This window comes from Streptomyces sp. NBC_01283 (genome assembly GCF_041435335.1).
Taxonomy (GTDB): Bacteria; Actinomycetota; Actinomycetes; order Streptomycetales; family Streptomycetaceae; genus Streptomyces.
Genome location: NZ_CP108430.1, coordinates 6,296,668 through 6,321,765, shown reverse-complemented (window position 1 = coordinate 6,321,765; position 25,098 = coordinate 6,296,668). Strand labels below are relative to the sequence as shown.

Genomic DNA, 25,098 nt, shown 5'->3' with positions numbered 1-25,098 from the left:
CCGCAGGAGGGACGGAGGCGCGCGTGCCGCCTACGATGAGCCGCATGGGTGACGTACTGGCCGGATTTCATGCCGCCTGGGAGTTCGAGTCCGACTCCGTGCTCATCCGCTTCGAACGGGGGATCCGTACGCCGAAGCTGCTTCAGGCGCTCGGCGAACGCCGCATCCCTCACGAGGCGATCGCGGCAGTGACACTTACTCCCGGCAAGCGAGGGACGGTCGTGCTGCACGCCGTGCCGAGACCGGGCGCCGATCCGCTGATGGAGGCGGCCGCGGGTCAGCTCAAGGATGGCTGCGACCCGTATCGACTCGTGCTGCCTGCCGAGCGGGAGACGCTCGCCGAGTACTACGCGGACGAGCTGCGGGCTCAGCTCACAGACGGCGACTGCGGTCCCCCGGACCGCTACCTGGTGGCCGCGCCGGAGACTCCGCTGCAGTTCAAGGCGTACGACGGGAAGGCGTCCTTCGACGGTAAGTCGGTGGCCTTCCGGTGGTTCTGGACCGGCGCTTCGTCCGCGAAGTGGAAGGCCGGCGACCAGAGCTTCCTGGTCACGGACCTGAGCGGCGTCGAGTGGCGCTCCCCCGAGGTCTTCGAGGGCCACCTGCGGCTGCTGCGGCGTGAGACCCCGCTCGCCCAGCCCGCGCAGGCGGACCAGGATCCCGCGGCCGTCGTCTTCGGTCTCGGGTACGGGCCGGTGCACGAGTCGCTGCCGTTCGCCGCGTCGGTGCTCGCCGCGGTCCGGTCATCGGGACCGGCCCTGACGCCCGGGACGGTCCCCAGCGACGCTCCGGTGGCCCGCCGTGACCCGGCGGACATCGCGGAGCGCATCCGGCACCTCGGTGAGCTGCACCAGTCCGGTCTGCTCACCGACGAGGAATTCACCACGAAGAAGGCCGAGCTGCTCGCGGAGCTGTGACAGGTGTGACCCGGCGGAGCCATGGGCTCACGGGTCATACCTGGGTATTGGGTAGAGCCCGGTTCGTACCCTGGTATGAGGTGCAGGTCAGCTCCGCGGTACGACGCCGCCGGGCATGCTTCACGCCTACGCTGATCAGGCCATGAGCAGCGCATCGACACCACCGGACCAGGATCCCCGCCCACCGGCCTCCGGGCCGGACGGACGCCGGGTCACCCTTCAGCGTGTGACCGCGGGCGTCCGCGAAGGACTCGGCAAGGCCGGGGCTTTCCTCTCGACACCCGCCGGGCGGGCAGAGCCACCCCTGGCCCGGGCGACCAAGCGCTGGGTGCGCATGCTTCCCCTGATCACCGCGCTGGGCTTCGTGGTGGTACTCATTCCAGTCACGACCCAGGTGCTGGCCAACGACTATGGGGTGAGCGGCGGGCTGGCGGGCGCCTTGGGCGTCGCGCAGGCCGCACCGCTGCTGCTGGCGATCACCCGCCCGTTGGCCGCCTGGTGCATCATCATCGTCGCGGATGTCATCGGGGCGATCGTGACGCTGTCCATGGGCGACAACCGCCCCGCTCCCTGGACAGCCATGATCATCGTGGGTTACGTGGTCGTGTGCCTCTTCCTGTCCCTGCGCGAGAGCCGTCGCACCCTTCTCAGGATCTGGCTGGTCACCGTCGTCGCGAGCCTCGTCCTCAGTGCGTTCCGCGACGACGGCAGCCAGGACAGCAGCGTGCTGCTGATCGTGCTGAGCGGCGTCACGCTGCTGCTCGGCGCACTGCTGCGCGAGCGTGGCGACGCTCAGCGCAGGCTCGTCGAGCAGGAGACCATCAGCGAGGCCGAGCGCTCACAGCGCACTCTCCTCGAGGAACGGGCGCGCATTGCCCGGGAGTTGCACGATGTCGTCGCTCACCACATGTCGGTGATCACCGTGCAGGCCGACTCCGCGCCCTACCGCCTCGACGGCCTTCCGGACGCGGCGCGTGAGGAGTTCGGAAGCATCGCGGCCAGCGCTCGTGAATCCCTCACCGAGATGCGGCGTTTGCTCGCCGTGCTGCGCAGCGAGGGCACACCGGGCGAACGGACGCCGCAGCCGGGGCTCAGCAGACTGCCGCATCTGGTGGAGGCGACGATGCGCGCCGGCATACCGATCGATCTGTCACGTCCCGAACTGACCGTGCTCACGCAGTTGGCCGACGTCACACCGGCCGTCGACCTGTCCGCCTATCGCATCGTCCAGGAAGCCTTGTCGAACGTGATGCGGCACGCGCCGGGAGCGCGCACCAGCATCACCGTGACCCTGGACGAGGAGCATCTGCTGCTCCTCGTGGTCAACGGACCGCCCACCGAAACACCCGACTCTTTGGAGCACAGCGGCACAGGGCACGGCCTTGTCGGCATGCGCGAACGCGTACGGTTGGTCGGCGGTACGGTCGACGCCGGGCCGCTGCCCGACGGCGGTTTCCGTGTGGCCGCCCAACTCCCTCTTCTCAAAAAGGACTCCGGCACCGCATGACCATCCGCGTGATCATCGTCGATGACCAGAACATGGTGCGGTCCGGCTTCGCCGCACTCCTCGCGGCCCAGAGCGACATCGACGTCGTGGGCGAGGCACCGAACGGCAAGGTGGCCATCGAAGTCAGCCGCAGCACCCATCCCGATGTCGTCCTGATGGATGTCCGCATGCCCGAGATGGACGGACTCATCGCGACCCGCGCACTGTTGGACCCGCCGCCCGGGGTGGTTCACGTGCCGAAGGTTCTGATGCTCACCACCTTCGACGCGGACGACTATGTGTACGAGGCGCTGCGCGCCGGAGCCTCGGGCTTCCTCCTCAAGGACGCCCCGACCGCCGATCTCATCTCGGCGGTACGCGTGGTGGCGGCCGGCGACGCGCTGCTCGCTCCGTCGGTCACACGTCGTCTGATCACGGACTTCGCCAAGCAACGCCCGCGCAATGACCAGGCGCTGCGGCTGAACGGTCTGACGCCACGTGAGACCGAGGTACTGGCTCTGATCGCGCGCGGCCTGTCCAATCAGGAGATCGCCGAGCGCCTTGTCCTCGCCGAGCAGACCGTGAAGACCCATATCGGCAAGGTGCTGTCCAAGTTGGACCTGCGGGACCGCGCACAGGCCGTGATCTTCGCCTATGAGTCAGGACTGATCACGCCCGGAGAGCAGTAGAGCCCTCTCCCTCATACCGCGGTATGAGATCTCCATACTCCGGTATGACCTGCGAGTTGGCTCCCCAGTGTGAGGTGTCGCGGGGCACCGTCTCCCTACTTTTCCCTCGTCACGCCAGAGCGTGCCACGAGATGGGGAGGGAGACGGGCCATGCGCCTTCGTTCTTGGAAGGCCCGCGGAACGCGCGGGAGCTGGAGGGCACGCAGCAAGCGGACGCTGATCGCCGCGGCGCTCACGACGACGATCGTGGCCGGCACGACCGGCTGGGCGGTCGGCAATGAGCAGCAGCCGATCACAGGGCCACCACCGGGTACACAGGCGTGGCGCGCGGACCATACGTGGGGGGTTCGGTTGCCGGATCCGGCAACCACGGCCCCCGCCCGAGTCGCCGCGTTCTTCGACTCGTTGAGCGAGGCGCGGCAGCACAAGCTGGCCGCGCGGCACCCCTCGGTCGTCGGCAACCTGGACGGCGCCCCGGCCGCCCTGCGTTTCGAGGCCAACTCCCTTGCCCTCAAAGCCGAGCGTGCCCGCGAGCAGGCCCGGGAGAGCGATCCGGATCTCACACTGCAGGACCACGAGCGAGCCCGATCCCTCGTCGCGCGTTACGAAGAACTCCTGGGCCCCGGTCGGCAGATACTCGCGTTCGATCCGCGCGGCAGAGGCCAAGTGGCCGAGGTGTACGGGCACTTGGCGAGTGCGCACCATGTATCCGTTGTCGTTCCTGGCTCCGACATAGACCTGAGTACCTTCGACCGGTCGACGGACGAGTACGGCACACCGGCCGGAATGGCACGCTCCCTTCGCGCCAGGGCGGGCGACGACACGGCCGTGGTGGCCTGGGTCGGCTACACGACTCCGGTCGGTCTCGGCCCCGATGCCGCGACGGGACGGCTCGCGGAGGCCGGGGCGCCACGGCTCGCCCGGTTCGTGCAGGGCATGACGGCGTCTGGTGCCCCACGCCCCGCCGTGTTCTGCCACAGCTACGGCTCGGTGGTGTGCGGTCTGGCGGCCCCACACCTTCCGGCATCCGACCTGGTGGTGCTCGGCTCCCCCGGCATGCGTGCGGACACCGTGGCCGATCTGCACACCTCCGCCCGTGTGTGGGCGGCCAAGGACGACAGCGACTGGATCGGTGACGTGCCGAACGTCGAGCTGTTCGGCCTCGGCCATGGCGAGGACCCGGCCGATCCGGGATTCGGCGCCCGCCGCGTTCCCGCGGAACGAGCCGAGGGCCACACCGGCTACTTCGCCCCGGGGACGGACTCCCTCCAGGCCTTCGCCGCCATCGCGCAGACCCCTGCCGCCGGCACCCCGGACGACGGCACCGCCGGAAGTGCGGCTGCCGCCGACGCCCGTCCCATCGGAGAGCGGCCATGAGCCTCACCCCACTGAACACCTTGCGCAAGACCGCGTCGGCGATCGACGCCAAGACACCCGCACATCGCGACCGGGCCATAGACGGCCTGCGCGCGCTCGCCCTCCTCGCCGTACCGACCGGGCACTGGCTGCTCGGCGGATTCACGCTCGACGCGGGCGGCGCGCTGCACAATGCCAGCCCTCTGGCGTCGTTCGGGTTCTTCGCGCCGCTCAGCTGGGTGCTGCAGATGCTCGGCGTCTTCTTCCTGGTGGGCGGCTATGCCTCCGTCCTGTCGTATCGCCGGGCGGCGGCGCGTGGCGAGTCGACGAAGCGCTGGCTTCGCGGGCGGGTGGCGCGTCTCGGCCGTCCGGTCCTCGGCGTGACGGCAGTCTGGGCCGCGCTGGTCCCGGTCTTGTACGCGATGGGGGTGCCGGCCACGACTCTGCGCACGGGGTCCACGCTGGTGATACAGCCACTGTGGTTCGTCGGGATCTATGCGGTGATCACCGCGCTCACCCCCTGGTGCATCAAGGCGGCCGAGCGGCTCGGTGCTTGGGCCGCGGCACCCCTCCTCGGATCGGTCGCCGTTGTCGACTTCTTGCGCTACGGCCCGTTCGGGGAGGCCATGCCGTCCTGGCTGAGCCTGTTGAATCTGCTGCCCGGCTGGCTGTTCGCCTATCAACTGGGCGTCAGCTGGGGCGAGAAGAAGCTGGGCAGGCGCGGTGCGTGGCTGCTGCTCGCCGGTGGGACTGCCCTCTTCGCGGCCCTGCTGTTGGTCTTCCACTATCCGTCGTCGATGGTCGGCGTCCCGGGCGAGGCCCGGACGAACTCCCATCCCCCGTCGCTGTTGGTCCTGGCGCTGGCTGCCGCGCAGAGCGGTGCGGCGATCCTGCTGCGGGAACGCATCGGCAAGTTGTTGCGCAGGCCCGCTCTGTGGGCACCGGTGGTCGTGATCAACCTGTCGGCCATGACGATCCTGTGCTGGCACCAGACGGCGCTGCTCGCCGCCGCCGTGCCTGGTTCGTTCCTCGGCGGCACGGTGCCAGGGCTGACGGCGGGTCCGGACACCTGGGGCTGGATAGCCGCCCGGGTCGCCTGGCTTCCGGTCTTCGGGATGCTCCTCCTGCTGATAGGCCGCTTCACCCGCGGCTTCGAGGCCCCATGGAAGCGGGCCACACACGCTCGAAGGGCACTCGCCGGAGTCCTGGCGGCCGGGTTCGCGGTCTTCGCGCTGGGACTGGCGTAGCGGCCGGCCCGCCAAGAGACGGGAGGCTACGCGGAGGGGAGCCGCACTGCGGCGCCATGCCCGGAGGAGGCCCGCACGGCACGGGTCTCCGTCCATCGCAGCAAGCCGCCGATGGGCCGTCGCGGCGCACGAAGCCCTCCCGGGTGGGCCGTCGCGGCGCACGAAACCCTCCCCCCGGTAGGCCGCTTCGGCGCACGAAACCCTCCCCGGTGGGCCGTTGCAGCCCAAGGACCCCTCCCGCCGGGCTCTTGCTGCGCAGCAAGAAGCCCTGCCGAATGGGATGTTGCCGCGGTGACATCGCCGTGGGGAGTGGTCGGTTCGTTGTTACTCGCGGCCTGCCGAGGTGAAGGTCATGTCGGCGTAGCGGTCGCCTGCGACCTGGGTGGCGATGGGGTTGAGCCGGGCGAGTTCGGAGGGGGTGAGATCGAGGCGGGTGGCCGCGGTGTTCTCCTCGACGCGAGAGCGCTTGCGGGTGCCGGGGATGGGGACGACGGCCAGTCCGTGGGCCTGGGCCTGCTGTTGGACCCAGGCGAGGGCGACCTGGCCGAGGCTCGCGCCGTGGGCTTCGGCGACGGTGCGGATGGGTTCCAGGAGGGCCGCGTTGGCAGCGGCGTTGTCGCCCGTGAAGCGGGGCTGCTGGCGGCGGAAGTCGTCCTCGCCGAGTTCCTTGTCGGCGCTGACGAACGAGCCGGTGAGGAAGCCGCGGCCGAGCGGGGAGTAGGGGACGAGGGCGACGCCGAGTTCGGCGGCGGCGGGGACCACGCCCTGCTCGATGTCACGGCTGAAGAGCGACCACTCCGACTGGAGGGCGGCGATGGGATGGACGGCGTGGGCGGCGCGGAGTTCCGTGCCGGTGACCTCACTGAGGCCGAGGTGCTTGACCTTGCCCGCGGCGACCAGTTCGGCCATCACGCCGACGGTCTCCTCGATCGGCACCTGGGGGTTGCGGCGGTGCATGTAGTAGAGGTCGATGACGTCCACGCCGAGGCGCTGGAGGCTGGCGTCGACGCAGGCGCGGATGTAGGCGGGGTCATTGTTGATGATCCGCTTGGTCGAGTCGTCCGGGTCTACGGCCAGGGCGAACTTGGTGGCGAGGACGACCTCGTCGCGGTGTGCCTTGAGGAAGGGGGAAAGGAACTTCTCGTTCTCACCGGCGGCGTAGGCGTCGGCGGTGTCGTAGAGGGTGACGCCCAGTTCGAGGGCGCGCTCCAGGGTCGCCCGGGCCTCGTCGGCGTCGGTGGGGCCGTAGGCGAAGCTCATGCCCATGCAGCCGAGTCCCTGGACCCCGACTTCGGGGCCGTCCGTCCCGAGCCGCACCTTCGCGATCCGGTCGGGGGACTGGGGAGTCGCGGGAGTGTTGGGGGTTTCTGCGGTCATCAGTGTCAGAGCCTCTCTGGCGCCGGGCGGGCGTCAGCGTAGAAGTTGATCTTGTAGTCGAGTACGGCGAGCGTGTCCTGGAGCTCCGCTATGCGGGTGCGGACGTCGCGGCGGGTCCGTTCTAGGAGCTCCTGGCGCTCGGTGAAGGTGTGCTCGCCCTCGCGCACCAGCTCGGCGTAGCGGACCATGTCCGCCACCGGCATGCCTGTCAGGCGGAGCTTGCCGACGAAGGTGAGCCAGTCCAGGTCGCGGTTGCGGTAGCGGCGCTGGCCCGTGTGGGAGCGGTCGATGTGGGGCATCAGGCCGATTCGCTCGTACCAGCGCAGGGTGTGCGCGGTCAGGCCGATGAAGGCGACGACCTCGCTGATCGTGTAGTGGTCCTGCCCGTTCGGGCGGGGATGCGCGGTGGGTGCCGAGGCGCAGGCGTCGGCCCCGGTTCCGGCACCGGCGGAGCTGTCGGTGCTGCCGGCGCTCAGGGTGGCGTCGGCGCTGCCGGGTGTCGGGGCGGTCGCGCCCTGCGCGGGGCCCTTCGTGCGGGTCGTCTCGGTCTCCATCACCGTCATGACCTCCACGCTAGAACCTTGGAGTGCGCTCCAAGCAAGCAGAACCGGGAGGAAATATGTGACGGAAACAAACCCTCGGAAAAGCGGGGGACGTCGCTTCGTGCGGTGACTACGGTGCCGATCATGAGTGTTGTACGTCGCGCCACGCCAGAGGATGCCGAGGAACTGCTCAGGCTGCGGCAGGTGATGATCGACTCGATGTTCGCGAACGGTTCGGCTGCCACCGTCGAGTCGGACACCAGCTGGCATGCCGAGTCGCTTGCTGTCGTCCGGACCAAACTCGCCGAACCGGACGGCAACTTCGCCGCCTTCGTCATCGACCGACCAGGCCAGCCGGAGCGGCAGGAGCAGCCGAACCAGCCCCGGAAGCTTGCGGCGCTGGTGGTGGGGACGCTGGACTACCGCATCGGGCGGGCGGGGAATCCGCGGGGCGTCGTGGGTCAGGTGTTCAGCGTGGCCACTGATCCGGATCAGCGGCGGCGTGGGTATGCGCGGGCCTGCATGGAGGTACTGCTCGACTGGTTCCGGGAGCGTGGTGCGGGGAGCGTCGATCTCAATGCGTCGGCGGAGGCGGAGCCGTTGTACGCCTCGCTCGGCTTCGTGCGCAAGCCCGACCCCTCGATGCGGCTGAGCCTGTAGGGCGCTTAGGCTCGTGTCCATGCAGAGCCTGGCGTTGATCGAGAACTGGCCGGTCCCCACCGCTGCCGCCGCCGTCGTTCGTGCGGACGGCACGGTCGTCGGGGCGCACGGACCCACCGGGCACCGTTTCGCGCTCGCTTCGGTCACCAAGCCGCTGGCGGCGTACGCGGCGCTGGTGGCGTACGAAGAGGGGGCCGTCGAGCTCGATGAGCCCGCCGGGCCCGAGGGATCGACCGTGCGGCATCTGCTGGCGCACACCAGCGGCCTTGCGTTCGACGAGCACCGGGTGACGGCGCCTGCCGGGACGCGGCGGCTGTACTCGAACGCCGGGTTCGAGGTGCTCGGGGATCACATCGCCAAGGCGACGGACATTCCCTTCGCGGAGTATCTGCGGCAGGCGGTGCTCGAACCGCTGGGGATGGGGTCCACCACGCTGGAGGGGGACGCCTCGCCCGCCAAGGACGGCGTGTCCACCGTCGATGACCTGGTGAAGTTCGCCGCCGAGGTGCAGGCGCCGCGGCTGCTCGATCCGCGGACGGTGGCCGCGGCGATGTCGGTGACGTATCCGGGGCTGAAGGGTGTGCTTCCCGGGTACGGGCATCAGAGTCCCAATGACTGGGGGCTCGGGTTCGAGATCCGGGACTCCAAGTCGCCGCACTGGACGGGGAGTTCGTCCTCGCCCCGGACGTTCGGGCACTTCGGGCAGGCCGGGACGTTCCTCTGGGTCGATCCCGACGCGGGGGCGGCGTGTGTCGCTCTGGCGGACCGGGCGTTCGGACCGTGGGCCGTCGAGGCGTGGCCTCCGTTCACCGACGCGGTGCTCGCCGAGCTCTGAGGTCACCTCCACGAGCGTTTCCGCAGCCCGGCAGGCGCGGGATGCCCTCGTTTCAGCCCGCCATCTCCCACACCAGCAGCTCCGCCGCCCCCTCGCCCCCCGCCACCGCTTCCAGGCCCTCCGCGCTCGTGATGCGGGCCGCGTCGCCCGGGGTCAGGGTTTCGCCGGCCACGTGGACCTCGCCGCGCACCACGTGGAGGTACGCGAAAGGGGCGTCCGGGATCGCGGTGCGCTCGCCTGGGGCGAGCCTGCGGACGTGGAGGAGCGCTCCCGCCGCGGGGACGGCGTACGGAGTGGAGTCCGCGATGCCGTGGACGACCTCGTAGGACGGGTCGCCGCCAGGGGCCAGGGGTGACAGCCACATCTGGATGAAGACCAGCGGGGTCCCGGCGTCATTGCGTTCCACGTGGCGGACGCCCCCGGCCGCGCTCAGGTGCTGGACGTCCCCGGGGCGTACGACCGACTCGTGGCCGGCCGTGTCGCGGTGGGTCAGCTCGCCCTCCACCACCCAGGTCACGATCTCGGTGTGGCTGTGCGGGTGTTCGTCGAAGCCCGCGCCGGGCGCGAGACGCTCTTCGTTGCAGGCCAGGACCGCGCCGAAGCGGAGGTTGTCCGGGTCGTAGTGCGGCCCGAAGGAGAAGGCGTGGAAGGTTTCGACACCGGTGCCGGGCTCCCCGCCGCGGTACCGATCGATGGAGCGCCGTACATCAATCACACACCCCACGTTAGACCCGGCACCGCACGCCCCCGCCCCGATAAGGCAGTCTTGTCCCCGTGCCCGAACCCTCTGCGAACGAAGCCCGCCAGGACGCCCATCAGGCAGCCCACGAGGAAGCCGCGCGCCACGAGGAAGCCGCCCGGCAGGACGCGCACCGGAAGGCCCACGCCCACTCAGCCACGCTGAAGCGCCTGGAACAGTCATCCGGCAGCCTCGCGGCGCAGGCCATCGCGCGCATGGACGAGACGCTGTCCTGGTACCGGGCGATGCCGCCGGAGAACCGCTCCTGGATCGGCCTGGTGGCACAGGCCGGCATCGCCGCCTTCACCGAGTGGTTCCGCCACCCCGACGCGCCCCAGGCCATCTCCACCGACGTCTTCGGCACCGCCCCGCGCGAGCTGACCAGGGCGATCACCCTGCGCCAGACCGTGGAGATGGTGCGTACGACGATCGAGGTGATGGAGTCCGCGGTCGACGAGATCGCGGCCCCGGGGGATGAATCCATCCTCCGCGAGGCGCTCCTCGTGTACGCCCGCGAGATCGCCTTCGCCACCGCGCAGGTCTACGCGCAGGCCGCCGAGGCACGCGGTGCCTGGGACGCCCGGCTCGAATCCCTCGTCGTGAACGCCGTGCTCTCCGGAGAAGCCGACGAGGGGGCCGTCTCCCGCGCCGCCGCGCTCGGCTGGAACTCCCCCGACCACGTCTGTGTCGTCCTCGGCACCGCGCCCGACGGCGACAGCGAGCTCACCGTCGAAGCCATCCGCCGCGCCGCGCGCCACGCCAAGCTGCAGGTCCTCACCGGGGTGCTCGGCGACCGTCTCGTCGTCATCGCGGGCGGCAACGACAATCCGCTGCAGGTCGCCAAGGGTCTGATCGGCCCGTACGCGGCCGGGCCCGTCGTCGCCGGACCCATCGTCCCCGACCTGCTCGCCGCCACCCGGTCCGCGCAGGCCGCGGCCGCCGGGCTCAAGGCCTGCGCCGCCTGGCAGGACGCCCCGCGCCCGGTCCTGGCGGACGATCTCCTGCCGGAGCGCGCGATCGCGAGCGATCCCGCCGCGCGCGACCAGTTGGTGGAGGAGATCTACAGACCGCTGGAGGAAGCCGGCTCCGCGCTCCTGGAGACGCTCAGCGTCTATCTGGAACAGGCCAGCAGTCTCGAAGGGGCCGCCCGGATGCTCTTCGTGCACCCCAACACCGTGCGCTACCGGCTGCGACGTGTGACAGACGTCACCGGCTGGTCGCCATCGGACGTACGCTCGGCATTCACGCTGCGGATCGCGCTGATCCTGGGACGACTGGCCGACGGAGATCTCTGACCCCAGGGTTTTGTCGGGCCCCTACAATTCCCCCAGCGGTTCTTCGTCCCTGTCCCCACGGGCGGCTACCACCGTCCACAAGAGAGAGTGTGAGAGTGCTCGTACTCGTCGCTCCCGGCCAAGGCGCTCAGACGCCCGGCTTCCTGACTCCCTGGCTCGATCTCCTCGGTGCGGCCGACCGCATCGGCGCGTGGTCGGACGCCATCGGGCTGGACCTTGCCCACTACGGCACCCAGGCCGACGCCGACGCGATCCGTGACACCGCGGTGGCCCAGCCGCTGCTTGTGGCCGCCGGTCTGCTGTCCGCCGAGGCACTCAGTGACGTCCTCGCCGTGAACAAGCCCGGCGCGGTCGCGGGACACAGCGTCGGCGAGATCACCGCGGCCGCCCTCGCGGGTGTGCTCGGGGACGACGCCGCGCTCGGTCTCGTCCGCAAGCGGGGTCTGGCCATGGCCGAGGCCGCGGCCGTCACGGAGACCGGCATGGCGGCGCTGCTCGGCGGCGACCCCGAGGTCACCGTCCCGCACCTGGAGAAGCTCGGCCTGACGCCGGCGAACGTGAACGGCGCGGGCCAGGTCGTCGCCGCGGGCACCGCGGAGCAGCTCGCGGCGCTCGCCGAGGACAAGCCCGAGGGCGTCCGACGCGTCGTACCGTTGAAGGTGGCGGGCGCGTTCCACACGCACCACATGGCTCCCGCGGTCGCCGCGCTCGAGGAGGCCGCCAAGGTCCTCGACCCGGCCGACCCGACGCTGACGTACATCTCGAACCGTGACGGCCAGGCCGTGGCGACCGGCTCGGACGTGCTGTCCCGCCTGGTCGGCCAGGTGGCCAACCCCGTGCGCTGGGACCTGTGCATGGAGACGTTCAAGGACCTGGGCGCCACGGCGATGATCGAGCTGTGCCCCGGTGGCACGCTGACCGGTCTCGCCAAGCGCGCCCTGCCCGGGGTGCGGACAGTGGCCCTCAAGACGCCCGACGACCTCGACGCCGCTCGTGAGCTCATCGCCGACACCGCATCCGCCGCCGACGCGGCGGGTGCCTGAGAAGGAGCCAGGAGAGCATGTCGAAGATCAAGCCCAGTAAGGGCGCCCCGTACGCGCGCATCATGGGTGTCGGTGGCTACCGGCCGACCCGTGTCGTGCCCAACGAGGTGATCCTCGAGACGATCGACTCGTCCGACGAGTGGATCCGCTCCCGCTCCGGCATCGCGACCCGCCACTGGGCCTCCGACGAGGAGACCGTGGCCGCGATGTCCATCGAGGCCTCCGGCAAGGCGATCGCCGACGCGGGCATCACCCCGGAGCAGATCGGCGCGGTCGTCGTCTCGACCGTCTCGCACTTCAAGCAGACGCCGGCCATCGCGACCGAGATCGCGGACAAGATCGGCGCGGGCAAGCCCGCCGCCTTCGACATCTCCGCGGGCTGCGCCGGCTTCGGCTACGGCCTGACGCTCGCCAAGGGCATGATCGTCGAGGGTTCCGCGGAGTACGTCCTGGTCATCGGCGTCGAGCGGCTGAGCGACCTGACCGACCTGGAGGACCGCGCGACGGCCTTCCTGTTCGGTGACGGCGCGGGTGCCGTGATCGTCGGCCCGTCCCAGGAGCCGCAGATCGGCCCCACCATCTGGGGCAGCGAGGGCGACAAGTCCGAGACCATCAAGCAGACCGTGGCGTGGAACGACCTCCACGTCGGCGATGTCTCGAAGCTGCCTCTCGACAGCGAGGGCAACATCAAGTTCCCTGCGATCACGCAGGAGGGCCAGGCGGTCTTCCGCTGGGCCGTGTTCGAGATGGCGAAGGTCGCCCAGCAGGCGCTGGACGCGGCCGGAATCACCGCGGACGACCTGGATGTCTTCATCCCGCATCAGGCCAACGAGCGGATCATCGACTCGATGGTGAAGACTCTGAAACTGCCGGAACACGTCACGGTCGCCCGTGATGTGCGCACCACCGGGAACACGTCGGCAGCCTCGATTCCGCTCGCGATGGAGCGGCTTCTGGCGACCGGCGAGGCGAAGAGCGGCGACACCGCGCTCGTCATCGGCTTCGGGGCGGGTCTCGTGTACGCCGCCACGGTCGTTACCCTCCCCTAGGCATGAAGTCCGGATCAGCCGATCCGGACGTCTGCAACCAACCTGCCGCTGCCGCGGCGGGCGCCACACCCTCTGGATACATAGAAGGAGCGCCAACATGGCCGCCACTCAGGAAGAGATCGTCGCCGGTCTCGCCGAGATCGTGAACGAGATCGCCGGCATCCCGGTCGAGGACGTCCAGCTGGACAAGTCCTTCACCGACGACCTGGACGTCGACTCGCTGTCCATGGTCGAGGTCGTCGTCGCCGCTGAAGAGCGCTTCGACGTCAAGATCCCGGACGACGACGTCAAGAACCTCAAGACGGTCGGCGACGCGACCAGCTACATCCTCAAGCACCAGGCCGCCTGACCAGGCTGCTCTGCTGTCGCCACCCGGCGGTGGCGCCGCTGATCCCCTCAACACCGTGGAGAAATTTCCTGTGAACTCGACCAATCGCACCGTGGTCGTCACCGGTATCGGCGCAACCACACCGCTGGGTGGCGACGCAGCCTCTACCTGGGAAGGTCTGCTCGCGGGCCGTTCCGGTGTCCGTCTTCTCGAGCAGGACTGGGCGGCCGAGCTTCCGGTCCGCATCGCGGGCCAGATCGCGGTCGAGCCGGGCGAGGTCATCCCGCGTCCGCAGGCCCGCAAGCTGGACCGTTCGGCGCAGTTCGCGCTGATCGCGGCCAAGGAGGCCTGGGCCGACGCGGGGTACACCGCGAAGGCCGGCGAGGACACGTCCGTGGACCCGCACCGCCTCGGCGCGGTCATCGCCTCCGGCATCGGCGGCGTGACCACCCTGCTCGACCAGTACGACGTGCTCAAGGAGAAGGGCGTACGCCGCGTCTCCCCGCACACCGTGCCGATGCTGATGCCCAACTCCCCGTCGGCCAATGTCGGCATCGAGCTGGGCGCCCACGCGGGTGTGCACACTCCCGTCTCGGCGTGCGCCTCGGGCGCCGAGGCCATCGGCTACGCGATCGAGATGATCCGCACCGGCCGCGCCGACGTCGTCGTCGCGGGTGGCACGGAGGCGGCGATCCACCCGCTGCCGATCGTCGCGTTCGGCAACATGATGGCGATGTCCAAGAACAACGACGACCCGGCGGGCGCCTCGCGTCCCTACGACGTCGACCGCAACGGCTTCGTGCTCGGCGAGGGCGCCGGCGTGATCGTCCTCGAGTCCGAGGAGCACGCCAAGGCCCGCGGCGCGAAGGTCTACGCGGAGGCCGTCGGCCAGGGCATCTCGGCCGACGCCCACCACATCACGCAGCCCGAGCCGTCCGGCAACGGCATCGCGGCGGCGCTGCAGAACCTCATCGACGGCACGGACCTGAAGCCCGCCGAGATCGTGTACGTGAACGCGCACGCGACCTCGACGCCGCAGGGTGACGTCGCCGAGATCAAGGCGCTGCGCAAGGCGTTCGGCGACGACGTCGACCACATGGCGATCTCCAGCACGAAGTCGATGACGGGTCACCTGCTCGGTGGCGCGGGCGGCGTGGAGACCGTGGCCACGGTCCTCGCGCTGAAGAACCGCATCGCCCCGCCGACCATCAACATCGAGAACCTCGACCCCGAGGTCGACGCGGATGTCATCCGCGACGAGGCCCGCGCGCTGCCCGAGGGCAGGATCGCGGCGCTGAACGACTCGTTCGGCTTCGGCGGCCACAACGTGGTGCTCGCGTTCCGGACCGTCTGAGCAGTCACGCGTAAGTGACGAAGGGCCCCCACCGCTCGGTGGGGGCCCTTCGTCATACGAGTAGGAGCTACGTCAGACGACCTGGTGCAGCCACCGCACGGGTGCGCCCTCGCCCGCGTACCGGAAAGGCTCCAGTTCGTCGTCCCAGGGCTTGCCGAGCAGTTTGGCGAGCTCGGCCTCCAGGTCGCTCTCGCCGCGCTGGGAGCGGGCCAGAGCGGCGCGCAGGCGGTCCTCGGGGATCAGGATGTCGCCGTGGATGCCGGTGACGGCGTGGAAGATCCCGAGTTCGGGTGTGGCGCTGTACCGCTCGCCCTCGGCCGTGGGGCACGGCTCGGACGTGACCTCGAAGCGCAGCAGCTGCCAGCCGCGCAGGGCGGACGCGAGTTTGGACGCGGTACCCACCGACCCGCGCCAGGAGAACTCCGATCTCCAGCTGCCGGGCGCCGCGGGCTGCCTGATCCAGTCGAGGTTGACGCGCGCGCCGAGTACGCCCGCGACTGCCCATTCGACGTGCGGACACAGCGCGCGCGGTGCGGAGTGCACGTAAAGAACTCCACGTGTCGTCACCGGGACCTCCAGTGTGGGTCGAGGTTCGCCTTCCCCAGCGGCCTCGCGCCCGTGCCGAGCGTTGTCGCCCCGAATTCGGAAACTCCCAAAAACGGGACAGATGTGACGTGATGTAATTTAGCGGAACCGGAAGAGCAGGGTGCCACTGGGTGGCGAGGCTACCGTGCGGCGGAACAAGGAGTGTGACGTACCGTCGGTCCCAGGGCCAGGAATCGCCCACCATTCACCCGCAGGGGCGCCGAAACGGCGCGGTCGGCCTAGACGGCGATGGATCGGCCCACGGCAACAGAGGGGACTGGGGATGCGGAACCGAAGGCACCGCTCGCGTGCCGCCGTCGCCGCCGCGACGGCGGTTCTTCTCGGCGCCACCGCACTCACGGCATGCGACGCCTCCGGCGGTGACTCCCCCGCACCCCAGGGGCCGTCGGCGGACAAGCCGTCCCCCAAGCCCACCCCGGTCTGGGACACGTCCCCGGACTCCCTGGCGGCCGTCGGCGACTCCATCACCCGTGGCTTCGACGCCTGCTCGGTGCTCGCCGACTGCCCCGAGGCGTCCTGGGCGACCGGCACGGACTCCGAGGTGCGCAGCCTCGCCACCCGGCTCCTGGGGAAGGAGCGGGCCGCCGAGCACAGCTGGAACTACGCGAAGACCGGCGCCCGCATGGCGGATCTCCCGGGGCAGGTCGAGCAGGCCGCTGCCGAGCGGCCCGAGCTGATCACGGTGATGGCGGGGGCGAACGACGCGTGCCGTCCCTCGGTCGCTTCCATGACGCCGGTCGGCGAGTTCCGCGCGGACTTCGAGAAGGCGATGCGCACGCTGCGGCGCGAGCTCCCCAAGACCCAGGTGTACGTCACCTCCGTACCGGACCTGAAGCGGCTCTGGTCCCAGGGGCGCACCAACGCGCTGGGCAAGCAGATCTGGAAGCTGGGCATCTGCTCGTCGATGCTGGCGGACCCGGATGCGCGGGACGCGGCGGCGACGGAGCGGCGGGCCGGCGTGCAGAACCGGGTGGTCGCGTACAACGACGTGCTCAAGGATGTGTGCGCCAAGGATCTGCGCTGCCGGTACGACGGCGGTGCGGTCTTCGACTACCGCTTCGACGGCGACCAGTTGAGCCACTGGGACTGGTTCCACCCCAGCAAGGACGGCCAGTCGCGGCTCGCCGAGCTGGCCTACCGCCAGGTGAAGGCCAAGAATCCCGGGGATCCCGGGACCTGAGCCCGGCGGTGCGGCGGCCCGGCGTAGGGTCGCGATCATGCGCAGTGAACTCTTCGGGGCACTCCCCGACGGCACGCCCGTCCATCGCTGGACCCTGGAAAGGGGCGGGGTGCGGGTACGCGTCCTGACGTACGGCGGGATCATCCAGTCGGCGGAAGTTCCTGACCGGTCGGGGCGGCGTGAGCCGGTGGCCCTCGGCTTCGAGGACCTCCAGGGCTACCTCGATCATCCCGGGCCGTACTTCGGGGCGCTGGTGGGCCGGTACGCGAACCGCATCGCGGGCGGCGAGTTCGAGCTCGACGGCCGGACGTACCGCCTGGCGCGGAACAACGATCCCAATGCGCTGCACGGCGGCACGGCGGGCTTCGACAAGCGGGTGTGGGAGGCGGCGGAGGCCGGGCACGGGGTGCGCCTGACCCGGGTGAGCCCGGACGGCGAGGAGGGTTATCCCGGGCGGCTCGCGGTGGCGGTGACGTACTCGCTGGACGAGACGGGCGCGCTGCGGATCGCGTACGAGGCGACGACGGACGCCCCGACGGTCGTGAACCTCACCAACCACACGTACTGGAATCTCGCGGGGGCCGGGAGCGGCAGCGCGGGCGGGCACGAGCTGCGGATCGCGGCGGCGCGGCTCACCCCGACGGACGGCGTGCAGATTCCGACGGGGGCGTACGAGGACGTCGACGGGACGCGCTTCGACTTCCGGGAGGCGCGGAAGGTCGGGGCCGGGATCGACCACAACTACGTGCTCGACAAGGGGGTCACCACGCGGCCCGTCGAGGTGGCGGAGCTGAGCGATCCGGCGTCGGGGAGGGTGCTGACCGTGGCGACGACGGAGCCGGGCCTCCAGCTGTACACCGGGGACCACTTCGAGGAGACGCTGCCGTTCGGCCCCGGGGACGGGGTCGCCCTGGAGACACAGCACTTCCCCGACTCCCCCAACAGGCCGGAGTTCCCGGGCACGGTGCTGCGGCCGGGTGAGGTGTACGCGTCGGAGACCGTGTACGGCTTCTCGGTGCGTTAGCGCGGCGGGACGGAGGCCGTGCCGTCCCGCCGCGCACCGAACCGTCAGACGACGATCGTCTCGCTCAGCCGCCGGTCGGCGATGGAGCGGCCCACCTCGATCTCGTACGAACCACCTTGGTGTGCCCAGGCGTTGGCGGACTCGTCCCAGATCTCGAAGGCGCGGCGCGGGAGTTCGATCCGCACCTCCACGCTCTCGCCGGGCGCGGCCTCGGCGCCCGCGAAGCCGGCGAGCCAGCGGGCCGGGCGGGTGCCGTCGTCGGCGGCCGGGGCGAGATAGACCTGGACGACCTCGCGGCCGGTGCGCGGGCCGGAGTTGCGGACGCGGACCGTGGCCGTCGTGCCCTCCACGGCCAGGGACTCGTACGTCCAGTCGGTGTAGCCGAGGCCGTGACCGAAGGCGTACGCGGGGGTGGCGCCCGCCTTCTCCCAGGCGCGGTAGCCGATGAACACCCCCTCGCTGTAGGCGAGTTCACCGTCGGCCGGGGTGACCTGAGTGACCGGCGCGTCCGTGAGGCCGCCCCATGTCGTGGGCAGCCGCCCTCCCGGCTCCTGCGCGCCGAGCAGTACGTCGGCGAGCGCGGCGCCGCCCTCCTGGCCCGGGAACCAGCCGAGCAGCACCGCCGCGACGTCCTCGCGCCACGGAAGCTCCACCGGGGAGCCGGAGTTGACGACGACGACCGTGCGGGGGTTGGCCGCGGCCACCGCACGCACCAGATCGTCCTGGCGGCCCGGGAGCCGCAGGTCCCGCCGGTCGAAGCCCTCGGACTCGACGCGCTCGGTGGTGGCGACGACCACGACCGCGGTGTCCGCCGCGCGCGCCGCCTCGACAGCCTCGGCGATCAGCGCGTCGGGGTCGCGCCGCGGTCCCAGGTGCACGAAGGAGAACACCACGCCGGGGAGCGGAGCCTTCAGCTCCTTGTCGAGCGGGTGGAACAGGGAGACCTCGACCGCCGCGCCCGCCGTCAGGCTCACCCTGGCCCGCTCGACCGGTGAGCCGAAGAGCGCCTCGAAGGGGTCGGACCCGGCGGCCATCACCTCGGACCCGTCGAAGACGATCTCACCGTCGACGGAGAGCGTGAAGGCGCCCACGCCGCGCGTGCCGAAGGAGTGCTCGCCACTCTCGCGCGGGGTGAACGATCCGACGACCTCGACGGAGGCCAGCGCCTCATGGGTGACGCCGTCGGGCAGGTCGTCGCCGATCCACTGGACCTGGCCGGAGGGGAGGCTGCCCTCTCCGATGACGGCGCCGTCCGCGTCGCGGCAGACGGCCCGCAGCTCGAACCCCTTGCCGGCGGGGGCGAGTTCGTCGCTCGGGTCGGCACCGACGGCGTACGTCAGGGCGTCCTCGCCGAGCGCCGCCGTCAGACCGTCGAGCGGGGAGACCACGTGCGCCGGGAAGACGGTGGCGGAGCCGCCGCCCAGGACACGGGCGTCGCGTGCGGCGGCGCCGATGAGGGCGACCGACGCGGCGGGCCGCAGCGGCAGCGCTTCGTTCTCGTTGCGCACGAGGACGAAGGCGCGGCGGGCGATCTCGCGGGCGAGCGCCTCGCCGTCGATCTCGGCGGGCAGGCCGGTGACCACGGGTTCGGCACCTTCGAGGATGCCGACGCGGGCGGCGAGCCGCAGGACGTTGCGCACGGCGTCGTCGACCGCCGACTCCTTGACCCGGCCGCCGCGCACGGCCTCGGCGAGCGCATCGCCGTAGACGGTCCGCGGTCCTGGCATGGCGGCGTCGAGGCCGCCCTCGATGGCGCCGGTGGTCGAGCGGGCGGCCATCCAGTCGGAGACGTTGTAGCCGTCGAAGCCCCATTCGCCGCGCAGGACCTCGTTGACCAGGTAGCGGTGCTCGGTCATCGTCGTACCGTTGACCTGGTTGTACGCCGTCATGATGCCCCAGGGGTGGGCGTTGGTGACGATCGCCTCGAAGGGCGCGAGGTACAGCTCGCGCAGGGCGCGGGCGCCGACCAGGTTGTCGACGGTGAAGCGGTCGGTCTCGGCGTCGTTCGCGACGAAGTGCTTGACGGTCGTGCCGACGCCGCCGGACTGCACGCCCTGGACGTAGCCGGTGCCGATGACGCCGGTCAGATACGGGTCCTCGCTGTACGCCTCGAAGTGCCGGCCGCCCAGCGGTGAGCGGTGCAGGTTGACGGTGGGCGCGAGGAGGACGTGCACGCCCTTGCGGCGGGCCTCCTGGGCGAGGAGGGTGCCCGCCCGGCGGGCGAGGTCCTGGTCCCAGGTGGCGGCGAGCGCGGTCGGGGACGGCAGGGCGATGGACGGGTCGTCGGCGGTCCAGCGGGTGCCGCGCACGCCGATCGGGCCGTCCGACATCACGAGGGACGTCAGGCCGATCTCGGGCAGCGGGTGCAGCGACCACATGTCACGCCCGCCGAGCAGCCGGGCCTTCGCGTCCAGGTCCAGCGCGGCGAGCGCGGCCTCCACGACCGCCTCGCGCGCCCGGTCGGCCTGCGTGGCTCCCGTGCCCTGGGTTCCCGCCATGGCGGTACCTCCTCGTTGAAGTCCGGGTGAAGTCCGTTTCGTACGTCCCCTCCATCCTGCCTCGGCTACCTGTAGACCAGTAGGTTTCGTTATGCGGAAGTTACATTAGAGGCGACCATGACGTACGGTCGTTCCGTGAGCCGGAGCACGGCCGAGAACGCGAGGGGCGGACACGATGGCACCCAAGGCCACGACCAGGGCCAGGAGCGAGGAGCGGCGGGCCGAGATCCTCCGGGCCGCCCTGGAGGTGATCGCCGAGCGCGGCTACCGCGGCGCGAGCCTGGCCGCGGTGGCCGAGCGCGTCGGGCTCACCCAGCAGGGCCTGCTGCACTACTTCCCCACGAAGGACGCCCTGCTGGTCGCCGTCCTGGAGGCCCGCGACCAGTGGGACGCGGTGCCGGGGAACGAGATCCGCCTCGACCTGCTCGGCTCGCTCGTCGAGTACAACGCGATGCGCCCCGGCATCATCCAGACCTTCTCCGCACTGCTCGGCGAGAGCGTCACGGACGGGCATCCGGCACGGGAGTACTTCACCGAGCGGTACGGGTCGGTGCGGGAGAAGTTCGCGGCGGTCCTGCGCGTGGAGTACGGGGAGCGGCTCCCCGGAGGTCTCACCCCGGAGGCGGCGGCCCCGCTCCTCGTCGCCGTGATGGACGGTCTCCAGTACCAGTGGCTCCTGGACCCCGAATCGGTGGACATGGCGGGGGCGTTCAGGGATTTCCTGGCCCTGCTTGACGGCGGCGGCGAGTGAACGGCCGCGGTGGGTGAACGGCTGCGGTGGGTGATCAGGCCGACCGGATGTGGCCGACCGCCCGCGCGATGTCCTCGTGGACGACGTCCGGGTCGGCGGCGGCGGCCTTGTAGTGGTCGAGGACCGCTTCCATCGCCGGGAGCCGGGTGACCTCTGTCGCGAGCGCGACGTCCTTCACGGCGAGGTCGCTGCCGAAGTGCACATCGGTGGCGAAGGCCCGGCCCACCGCGCCCCCGAGCGGGCCCCCGGCGAGCGCTCCCTTGGCCGTCTCCTCGTCGAGGCCCAGCGCGTCCGCCAGTTTCATCGCCTCGGCCACGAGGACCACGCCCCCGATGACGGCGGTGTTGACGACGATCTTCAGCGCGGCCCCCGAACCGAGCGGGCCCGTACGGGTCACCGGGCCGAAGCGGGCCAGGATCCGCTCGATCCCGTCCGCGTCGCCCCCCGCGAGAATGCCGAGCTGTCCCGACGCCGCCTTGTCCGTGCTCCCCATGACGGGCGCGTCGACGAGAGTCACGCCGTCCGGCACCCTCGCCCCCAACTCCCGTACGACATCGGGCCCGACGGTGGACATCTCCGCCCAGTGGGTCCCCGCCCTCAGCTCCGGCACGATGGCGTCGGCGACGGCACGCACCGCGTCGGGGCCCGCCAGCATGGTGATGACGACATCGGCGTCCCGCACGGCTTCCGCCGGGTCGGCGGCGAGCCGGGCCCCCTCCTTCACGAGCGGCTCCGCCTTCTCGGCGGTCCGGTTCCACACCGTCAACGGATGACCGGCCGCGAGGAGTTGACGTTCCATCGGCTCGCCCATGTGCCCCAGTCCAAGAAACGCGATCTTCTCCATGGCCTCGACGCTAGAGCCGGGCGCGTGCCGCGACAAGCGGCTGACCGGGCGCCAATTCAGTTGACCCGGCACGCCCCGGCCAGCTTCGATCGCCGTCGGTTCTCGCTCGCCCGCCGCCCCGGAAGGCCCGCATGTCCCCCGCCAAGATGCACGCCCACGAAGCCGACATCGACACGCATCTCGTACGGCGGCTGCTCGCCGCGCAGTTTCCCGGCTGGGCGGACCTGAGTGTCGAGCCGGTCGAGTCCAACGGCACCGTCAACGCCATCTACCGCCTCGGCGACGACATGGCCGTCCGGCTTCCGCGCATCGAGGGCGGCGTCGAGGACGTACGGCGCGAGATGCGGTACCTGCCTGGACTGGCCTCCTCACTGCCCCTCGCGATTCCCGCGCCGCTGGGCGAGGGCGAGCCCGGGGAGGGCTTCCCCTGGCCCTGGTACGTGTACCGCTGGGTCGAGGGCGAGAATCCGGTGATCGGCGCTCTGGCCGAACCGGGGCTCTTCGCCGCCGACCTGGCGGAGTTCGTCCTCGCCCTGCAGCGCGTCGATCCCGCCGACGCGCCTCCCGCGTACCGCAGCGGGCCTCTCGCCTCCCGTGACGCCGACACCCGCGAGGCCATCTCGCAGCTGCGGGGCGTCATCGACACCGATGCCGCCACCGCCGCCTGGGACACCGCCCTGAGCGCCCCCCGGTGGGGCGGGCCGCCGGTCTGGGTCCACGCCGACCTGCAACCAGGGAATCTGCTCACCTCAGGCGGACGGCTCAGCGCCGTCATCGACTTCGGGTGCATGGGGCACGGCGAACCCGCCGTCGACCTGATCACCGCGTGGAGCCTGCTGACCGCGGAGGCGCGGCAGGAGTTCCGCGCCGCCCTGGGCGTCGACGACGCGACGTGGGCGCGAGGGCGTGGCTGGGCCCTGTCGATCGCTCTCATCGAGCTGCCGTACTACCGGACCAGGAACGCCACCATCACCAGGACCGCGAGCCATGTGATCGGTGAAGTGCTCGCGGATCACGCCACCGTGGATCACTAGACCCTTTCCGCGCCGCCTTCCTGCCGGGATACTGCGACCACCCCACCGGCCACGGAAGGACTCCCGTGTCACTCACGCCCCCCGTCTCCCCGCGGCTCGCCGCGCTCGGTGCCGCCCTCCTGCTCTCCCTCGCCGCGACGCCCGCGTCGGCGGCCCCCGCACCGGCCGCCACCACCGAGGAGCAGCGCCTGGACCGGGCGGCCCCGCAGGAGATCCTGCGCCGCAGCGGATTCGACGCCGTGGCACCGGAGTTCGCGCGCGCCCTGGACCGCGCCCATTCGTACGGCGAGGCCAGGCGCATAGTCGAACGGCAGGGCGAGGCGCTGTGGCGGCGTGCCGTCGACCGGGCACAGGGGCGGGGACCCGCGGGGGGCGGGGCCGAGGCGCTGAGCCGGGACGACGACCGGCCGTTGTACTGGGCCAGGCTCGGCATGACGCGGGAGCTCCGGCAGTGGAAACCGGCCGGATTCGGACTGGGCGAGGCCCGGCAGGGACGGCTGATGCGGGCCCTTGAGGATGCCTCGCGCGGGCACGACTCCGTCGGTTACCCGAAGAAGGACCGCGCGGGCCACCGTCTCAAGCGCATCCTCGTCACCGGCTTCGACCCGTTCACGCTCGACCGGGACGTCCGCATCAGCAACCCGTCCGGCGCCACCGCCCTGGCGCTCGACGGCGCCGTCATCGAGACCGCCGACGGACCGGCCCGCGTGGAGACCGTCGTCTTCCCCGTCCGCTGGGACGACTTCGCCGAGGGAACGGTCGAGCGCACCCTGCGCGCCCATCTCCCCCGCGTGGACCTCTTCACCACCATCAGCCAGGGCCGCGCGGGACGCTTCGACATCGAGCGGACCAACGGGGCCTGGCGGGGCGGCTTCCCCGACAACGAGAACCTCTCGCGCACGGAGACCGTCCCGGTCACCGATCCGGCCACGCAGCCGCAGTGGACGTCCACGACCCTCCCGTACAAGGAGATCGTGAGCGCGGGGACGGGCCGCTTCCCGGTGTACGACAACACCTCGGTGACCGAGATCCCGGCGGGCCGGACCGATCCCGTGGTCCGTCCCGACGGGCCCACCGACGGATCGACGGCCCGTGAGGGCGGCGGCGGCAACTACCTGTCGAACGAGATCGCCTACCGGGCGACGCTGCTGCGCGACCGCCTCGGGCTGCACGACCGCCTGCCCGGGGGCCATGTGCACACGCCGATCCTGCAGTTCGGTACGGGCAACACGGACCCGGCCACGGGGAAGATCACCGATGCCGAGTTCGTGCGCAACCGCCTCGACATCATCGCGCAGGTACGGCAGATCCTGACGACGGCTATGAACGCCCGCCGGTAGCGGACGGCTGTCCGCCGGGGCCGGCCGGACCGGCCGCGCCCCGCGGATCGTCGTCGTCCGCGGCCCGCCCGCTGTCCTCGCCGACCAGCTCCCGCGCCATGAGCGTCGCGCCCGCGACCGCCCCCGGCATCAGGAACACCGCGACGAACGGGACCAGGAAGGCCACGGCGAGCGGAGTGCCGAAGCCCCAGGCCAGCTGCTTGCGGCCGCGCAGGAGCGCCAGCCGGTCGCGGAGTTCGACGCCCCGGCGCTGAAGCGCCACCGCCGTCAGCTCCTCGACCAGGAAGAAGCCCGTCACGCAGAAGCCGACCACCGGGACGACGGTCTGGCCGACGACCGGGATGAAGCCGAGGGCGAAGAGCAGGATGCCCCAGATCACGGCCCGTACGACGATACGGAGGCTGTCGCGTGCGGAGATCCACAGTTCACGCCAGAGCGGCAGGCCCGACTCGGGGGCGTACCCGGAGACGGAGATGTCGACCTTCTCCGACAGCGACTCGTAGAAGGGCTGGCCCACCAGGAGCGTCACCGCCGTGAAGGTGATCACGGAGAGGAGGAGCGCGAGGGCGAAGAGCAGGGCCGTGAGGAAGCCGCGGAACAGGCCGAGCCACGGCGCGGACCAGTTGTCCGCGAACGGCGTCGCCCAGCCGACGAAGTCCGCGCCCCAGAGGGCGAGCGCGACGAGCGCCGCCGCGTAGAGAAGCAGGGTGATCAGGCCGGGCAGCAGGCCGACTCCGTACTGCTTGCCGTGCTGGGCGACCCAGCGCTGGCCCTTCATCAAGTAGCCGAAGCCCCGTCCCAGATCACGCATGCGGAACACCCTATCCGCCGGTGGGGGCGCTGCGGCCCACGGGACGCGTGGGGCCGAAGGCCCTCTTGTTGCGCGGGGGTTGGCACGGTAGAC

The 25,098-nt window shown here is 71.1% G+C and carries 24 protein-coding genes; 17 read left to right on the top strand and 7 right to left on the bottom strand.

Annotated elements, in window-relative coordinates; translation table 11 throughout:
- The first annotated feature begins 44 nt into the window (after window positions 1–44).
- The 5 genes from OG302_RS28545 to OG302_RS28525 all read left to right on the top strand — a co-directional run bounded on the left by OG302_RS28545 (window position 45) and on the right by OG302_RS28525 (window position 5,695).
- Window positions 45–917, top strand: coding sequence for a DUF4429 domain-containing protein (locus OG302_RS28545; protein ID WP_371529389.1), 873 nt, complete (start codon window positions 45–47; stop codon window positions 915–917).
- Window positions 918–1,059: 142 nt separating this feature from the next.
- Window positions 1,060–2,424, top strand: a complete 1,365-nt coding sequence (locus tag OG302_RS28540) for a sensor histidine kinase (RefSeq protein ID WP_371529388.1) — start codon at window positions 1,060–1,062, stop codon at window positions 2,422–2,424.
- Window positions 2,421–3,092 carry a response regulator gene (locus OG302_RS28535; protein ID WP_371529387.1) on the top strand — a complete coding sequence of 224 codons (672 nt, stop codon included), beginning with the start codon at window positions 2,421–2,423 and terminating at the stop codon, window positions 3,090–3,092. Before OG302_RS28540 ends, OG302_RS28535 begins: the two co-directional genes overlap by 4 nt.
- A 150-nt stretch (window positions 3,093–3,242) precedes the next feature.
- Complete coding sequence (locus OG302_RS28530; protein WP_371529386.1) at window positions 3,243–4,469, top strand: alpha/beta hydrolase; 1,227 nt, start codon at window positions 3,243–3,245, stop codon at window positions 4,467–4,469.
- Window positions 4,466–5,695 carry an acyltransferase gene (locus tag OG302_RS28525; protein WP_371529385.1) on the top strand — a complete coding sequence of 410 codons (1,230 nt, stop codon included), beginning with the start codon at window positions 4,466–4,468 and terminating at the stop codon, window positions 5,693–5,695. The genes OG302_RS28530 and OG302_RS28525 overlap by 4 nt, the downstream gene beginning before the upstream one ends.
- Before the next feature lie 324 nt (window positions 5,696–6,019).
- Here the strand turns inward: OG302_RS28525 and OG302_RS28520 are convergent, their stop codons facing one another.
- Window positions 6,020–7,072: an aldo/keto reductase gene (locus OG302_RS28520; protein ID WP_371529384.1), complete on the bottom strand. Its 1,053-nt coding sequence runs from the start codon at window positions 7,070–7,072 to the stop codon at window positions 6,020–6,022.
- Window positions 7,073–7,077: 5 nt separating this feature from the next.
- Window positions 7,078–7,635, bottom strand: coding sequence for a MerR family transcriptional regulator (locus OG302_RS28515; RefSeq protein WP_371529383.1), 558 nt, complete (start codon window positions 7,633–7,635; stop codon window positions 7,078–7,080).
- 123 nt (window positions 7,636–7,758) lie between these two features.
- Here OG302_RS28515 and OG302_RS28510 point away from each other — a divergent pair, with 123 nt between their 5' ends.
- Both OG302_RS28510 and OG302_RS28505 read left to right on the top strand, forming a co-directional pair.
- Window positions 7,759–8,274, top strand: a complete 516-nt coding sequence (locus tag OG302_RS28510) for a GNAT family N-acetyltransferase (protein ID WP_371529382.1) — start codon at window positions 7,759–7,761, stop codon at window positions 8,272–8,274.
- Between the two features lie 13 nt (window positions 8,275–8,287).
- Window positions 8,288–9,109 (top strand): serine hydrolase domain-containing protein, encoded by an 822-nt coding sequence (locus OG302_RS28505; RefSeq protein WP_371529381.1) that lies wholly within the window; start codon window positions 8,288–8,290, stop codon window positions 9,107–9,109.
- A 52-nt stretch (window positions 9,110–9,161) separates the two neighbouring features.
- On the opposite strand, the gene OG302_RS28500 is transcribed toward OG302_RS28505, so the two are convergent.
- Window positions 9,162–9,833 carry a pirin family protein gene (locus tag OG302_RS28500; protein WP_371529380.1) on the bottom strand — a complete coding sequence of 224 codons (672 nt, stop codon included), beginning with the start codon at window positions 9,831–9,833 and terminating at the stop codon, window positions 9,162–9,164.
- A gap of 176 nt (window positions 9,834–10,009) precedes the next feature.
- On the opposite strand from OG302_RS28500, the gene fasR reads away from it, so the two are divergent.
- The 5 genes from fasR to fabF all read left to right on the top strand — a co-directional run bounded on the left by fasR (window position 10,010) and on the right by fabF (window position 14,917).
- Window positions 10,010–11,143, top strand: coding sequence for a fatty acid biosynthesis transcriptional regulator FasR (gene fasR / locus OG302_RS28495; protein WP_361828527.1), 1,134 nt, complete (start codon window positions 10,010–10,012; stop codon window positions 11,141–11,143).
- Between the two features lie 95 nt (window positions 11,144–11,238).
- The gene (locus OG302_RS28490) at window positions 11,239–12,186 is read left to right on the top strand and encodes an ACP S-malonyltransferase (RefSeq protein WP_371529379.1); all 948 of its coding nucleotides are present in this window, start codon (window positions 11,239–11,241) and stop codon (window positions 12,184–12,186) included.
- Window positions 12,187–12,203: 17 nt separating this feature from the next.
- Complete coding sequence (locus OG302_RS28485; RefSeq protein WP_371529378.1) at window positions 12,204–13,235, top strand: ketoacyl-ACP synthase III; 1,032 nt, start codon at window positions 12,204–12,206, stop codon at window positions 13,233–13,235.
- 97 nt (window positions 13,236–13,332) lie between these two features.
- Window positions 13,333–13,584 (top strand): acyl carrier protein, encoded by a 252-nt coding sequence (locus OG302_RS28480; RefSeq protein ID WP_249590117.1) that lies wholly within the window; start codon window positions 13,333–13,335, stop codon window positions 13,582–13,584.
- Between the two features lie 70 nt (window positions 13,585–13,654).
- Window positions 13,655–14,917, top strand: a complete 1,263-nt coding sequence (gene fabF / locus OG302_RS28475; RefSeq protein ID WP_371529377.1) for a beta-ketoacyl-ACP synthase II — start codon at window positions 13,655–13,657, stop codon at window positions 14,915–14,917.
- A gap of 72 nt (window positions 14,918–14,989) precedes the next feature.
- On the opposite strand, the gene OG302_RS28470 is transcribed toward fabF, so the two are convergent.
- Window positions 14,990–15,484, bottom strand: coding sequence for a DUF3145 domain-containing protein (locus OG302_RS28470; RefSeq protein WP_361827740.1), 495 nt, complete (start codon window positions 15,482–15,484; stop codon window positions 14,990–14,992).
- Window positions 15,485–15,785: 301 nt separating this feature from the next.
- On the opposite strand from OG302_RS28470, the gene OG302_RS28465 reads away from it, so the two are divergent.
- A complete protein-coding gene (locus tag OG302_RS28465) occupies window positions 15,786–16,703 on the top strand; it encodes an SGNH/GDSL hydrolase family protein (RefSeq protein ID WP_371529376.1) in 918 nt (305 codons plus the stop codon).
- 37 nt (window positions 16,704–16,740) lie between these two features.
- Window positions 16,741–17,727 carry an aldose epimerase family protein gene (locus OG302_RS28460; RefSeq protein ID WP_371529375.1) on the top strand — a complete coding sequence of 329 codons (987 nt, stop codon included), beginning with the start codon at window positions 16,741–16,743 and terminating at the stop codon, window positions 17,725–17,727.
- A gap of 44 nt (window positions 17,728–17,771) precedes the next feature.
- On the opposite strand, the gene OG302_RS28455 is transcribed toward OG302_RS28460, so the two are convergent.
- The gene (locus tag OG302_RS28455; protein ID WP_371529374.1) at window positions 17,772–20,225 is read right to left on the bottom strand and encodes a glycoside hydrolase family 3 C-terminal domain-containing protein; all 2,454 of its coding nucleotides are present in this window, start codon (window positions 20,223–20,225) and stop codon (window positions 17,772–17,774) included.
- 175 nt (window positions 20,226–20,400) lie between these two features.
- On the opposite strand from OG302_RS28455, the gene OG302_RS28450 reads away from it, so the two are divergent.
- Window positions 20,401–20,976, top strand: coding sequence for a TetR/AcrR family transcriptional regulator (locus OG302_RS28450; protein ID WP_371529373.1), 576 nt, complete (start codon window positions 20,401–20,403; stop codon window positions 20,974–20,976).
- A 34-nt stretch (window positions 20,977–21,010) separates the two neighbouring features.
- On the opposite strand, the gene OG302_RS28445 is transcribed toward OG302_RS28450, so the two are convergent.
- Entirely contained in the window at window positions 21,011–21,820 is an 810-nt protein-coding gene (locus OG302_RS28445) for an NAD(P)-dependent oxidoreductase (protein WP_371529372.1), read from the bottom strand.
- A gap of 131 nt (window positions 21,821–21,951) precedes the next feature.
- Between OG302_RS28445 and OG302_RS28440 the strand changes: the two genes are divergently transcribed.
- Entirely contained in the window at window positions 21,952–22,854 is a 903-nt protein-coding gene (locus tag OG302_RS28440) for an aminoglycoside phosphotransferase family protein (protein ID WP_371529371.1), read from the top strand.
- Between the two features lie 65 nt (window positions 22,855–22,919).
- Window positions 22,920–24,194: a pyroglutamyl peptidase gene (locus tag OG302_RS28435; protein ID WP_371529370.1), complete on the top strand. Its 1,275-nt coding sequence runs from the start codon at window positions 22,920–22,922 to the stop codon at window positions 24,192–24,194.
- On the opposite strand, the gene OG302_RS28430 is transcribed toward OG302_RS28435, so the two are convergent.
- Window positions 24,175–25,005: an EI24 domain-containing protein gene (locus OG302_RS28430; protein WP_371529369.1), complete on the bottom strand. Its 831-nt coding sequence runs from the start codon at window positions 25,003–25,005 to the stop codon at window positions 24,175–24,177. The genes OG302_RS28435 and OG302_RS28430 overlap by 20 nt on opposite strands.
- Window positions 25,006–25,098: the final 93 nt, after the last annotated feature.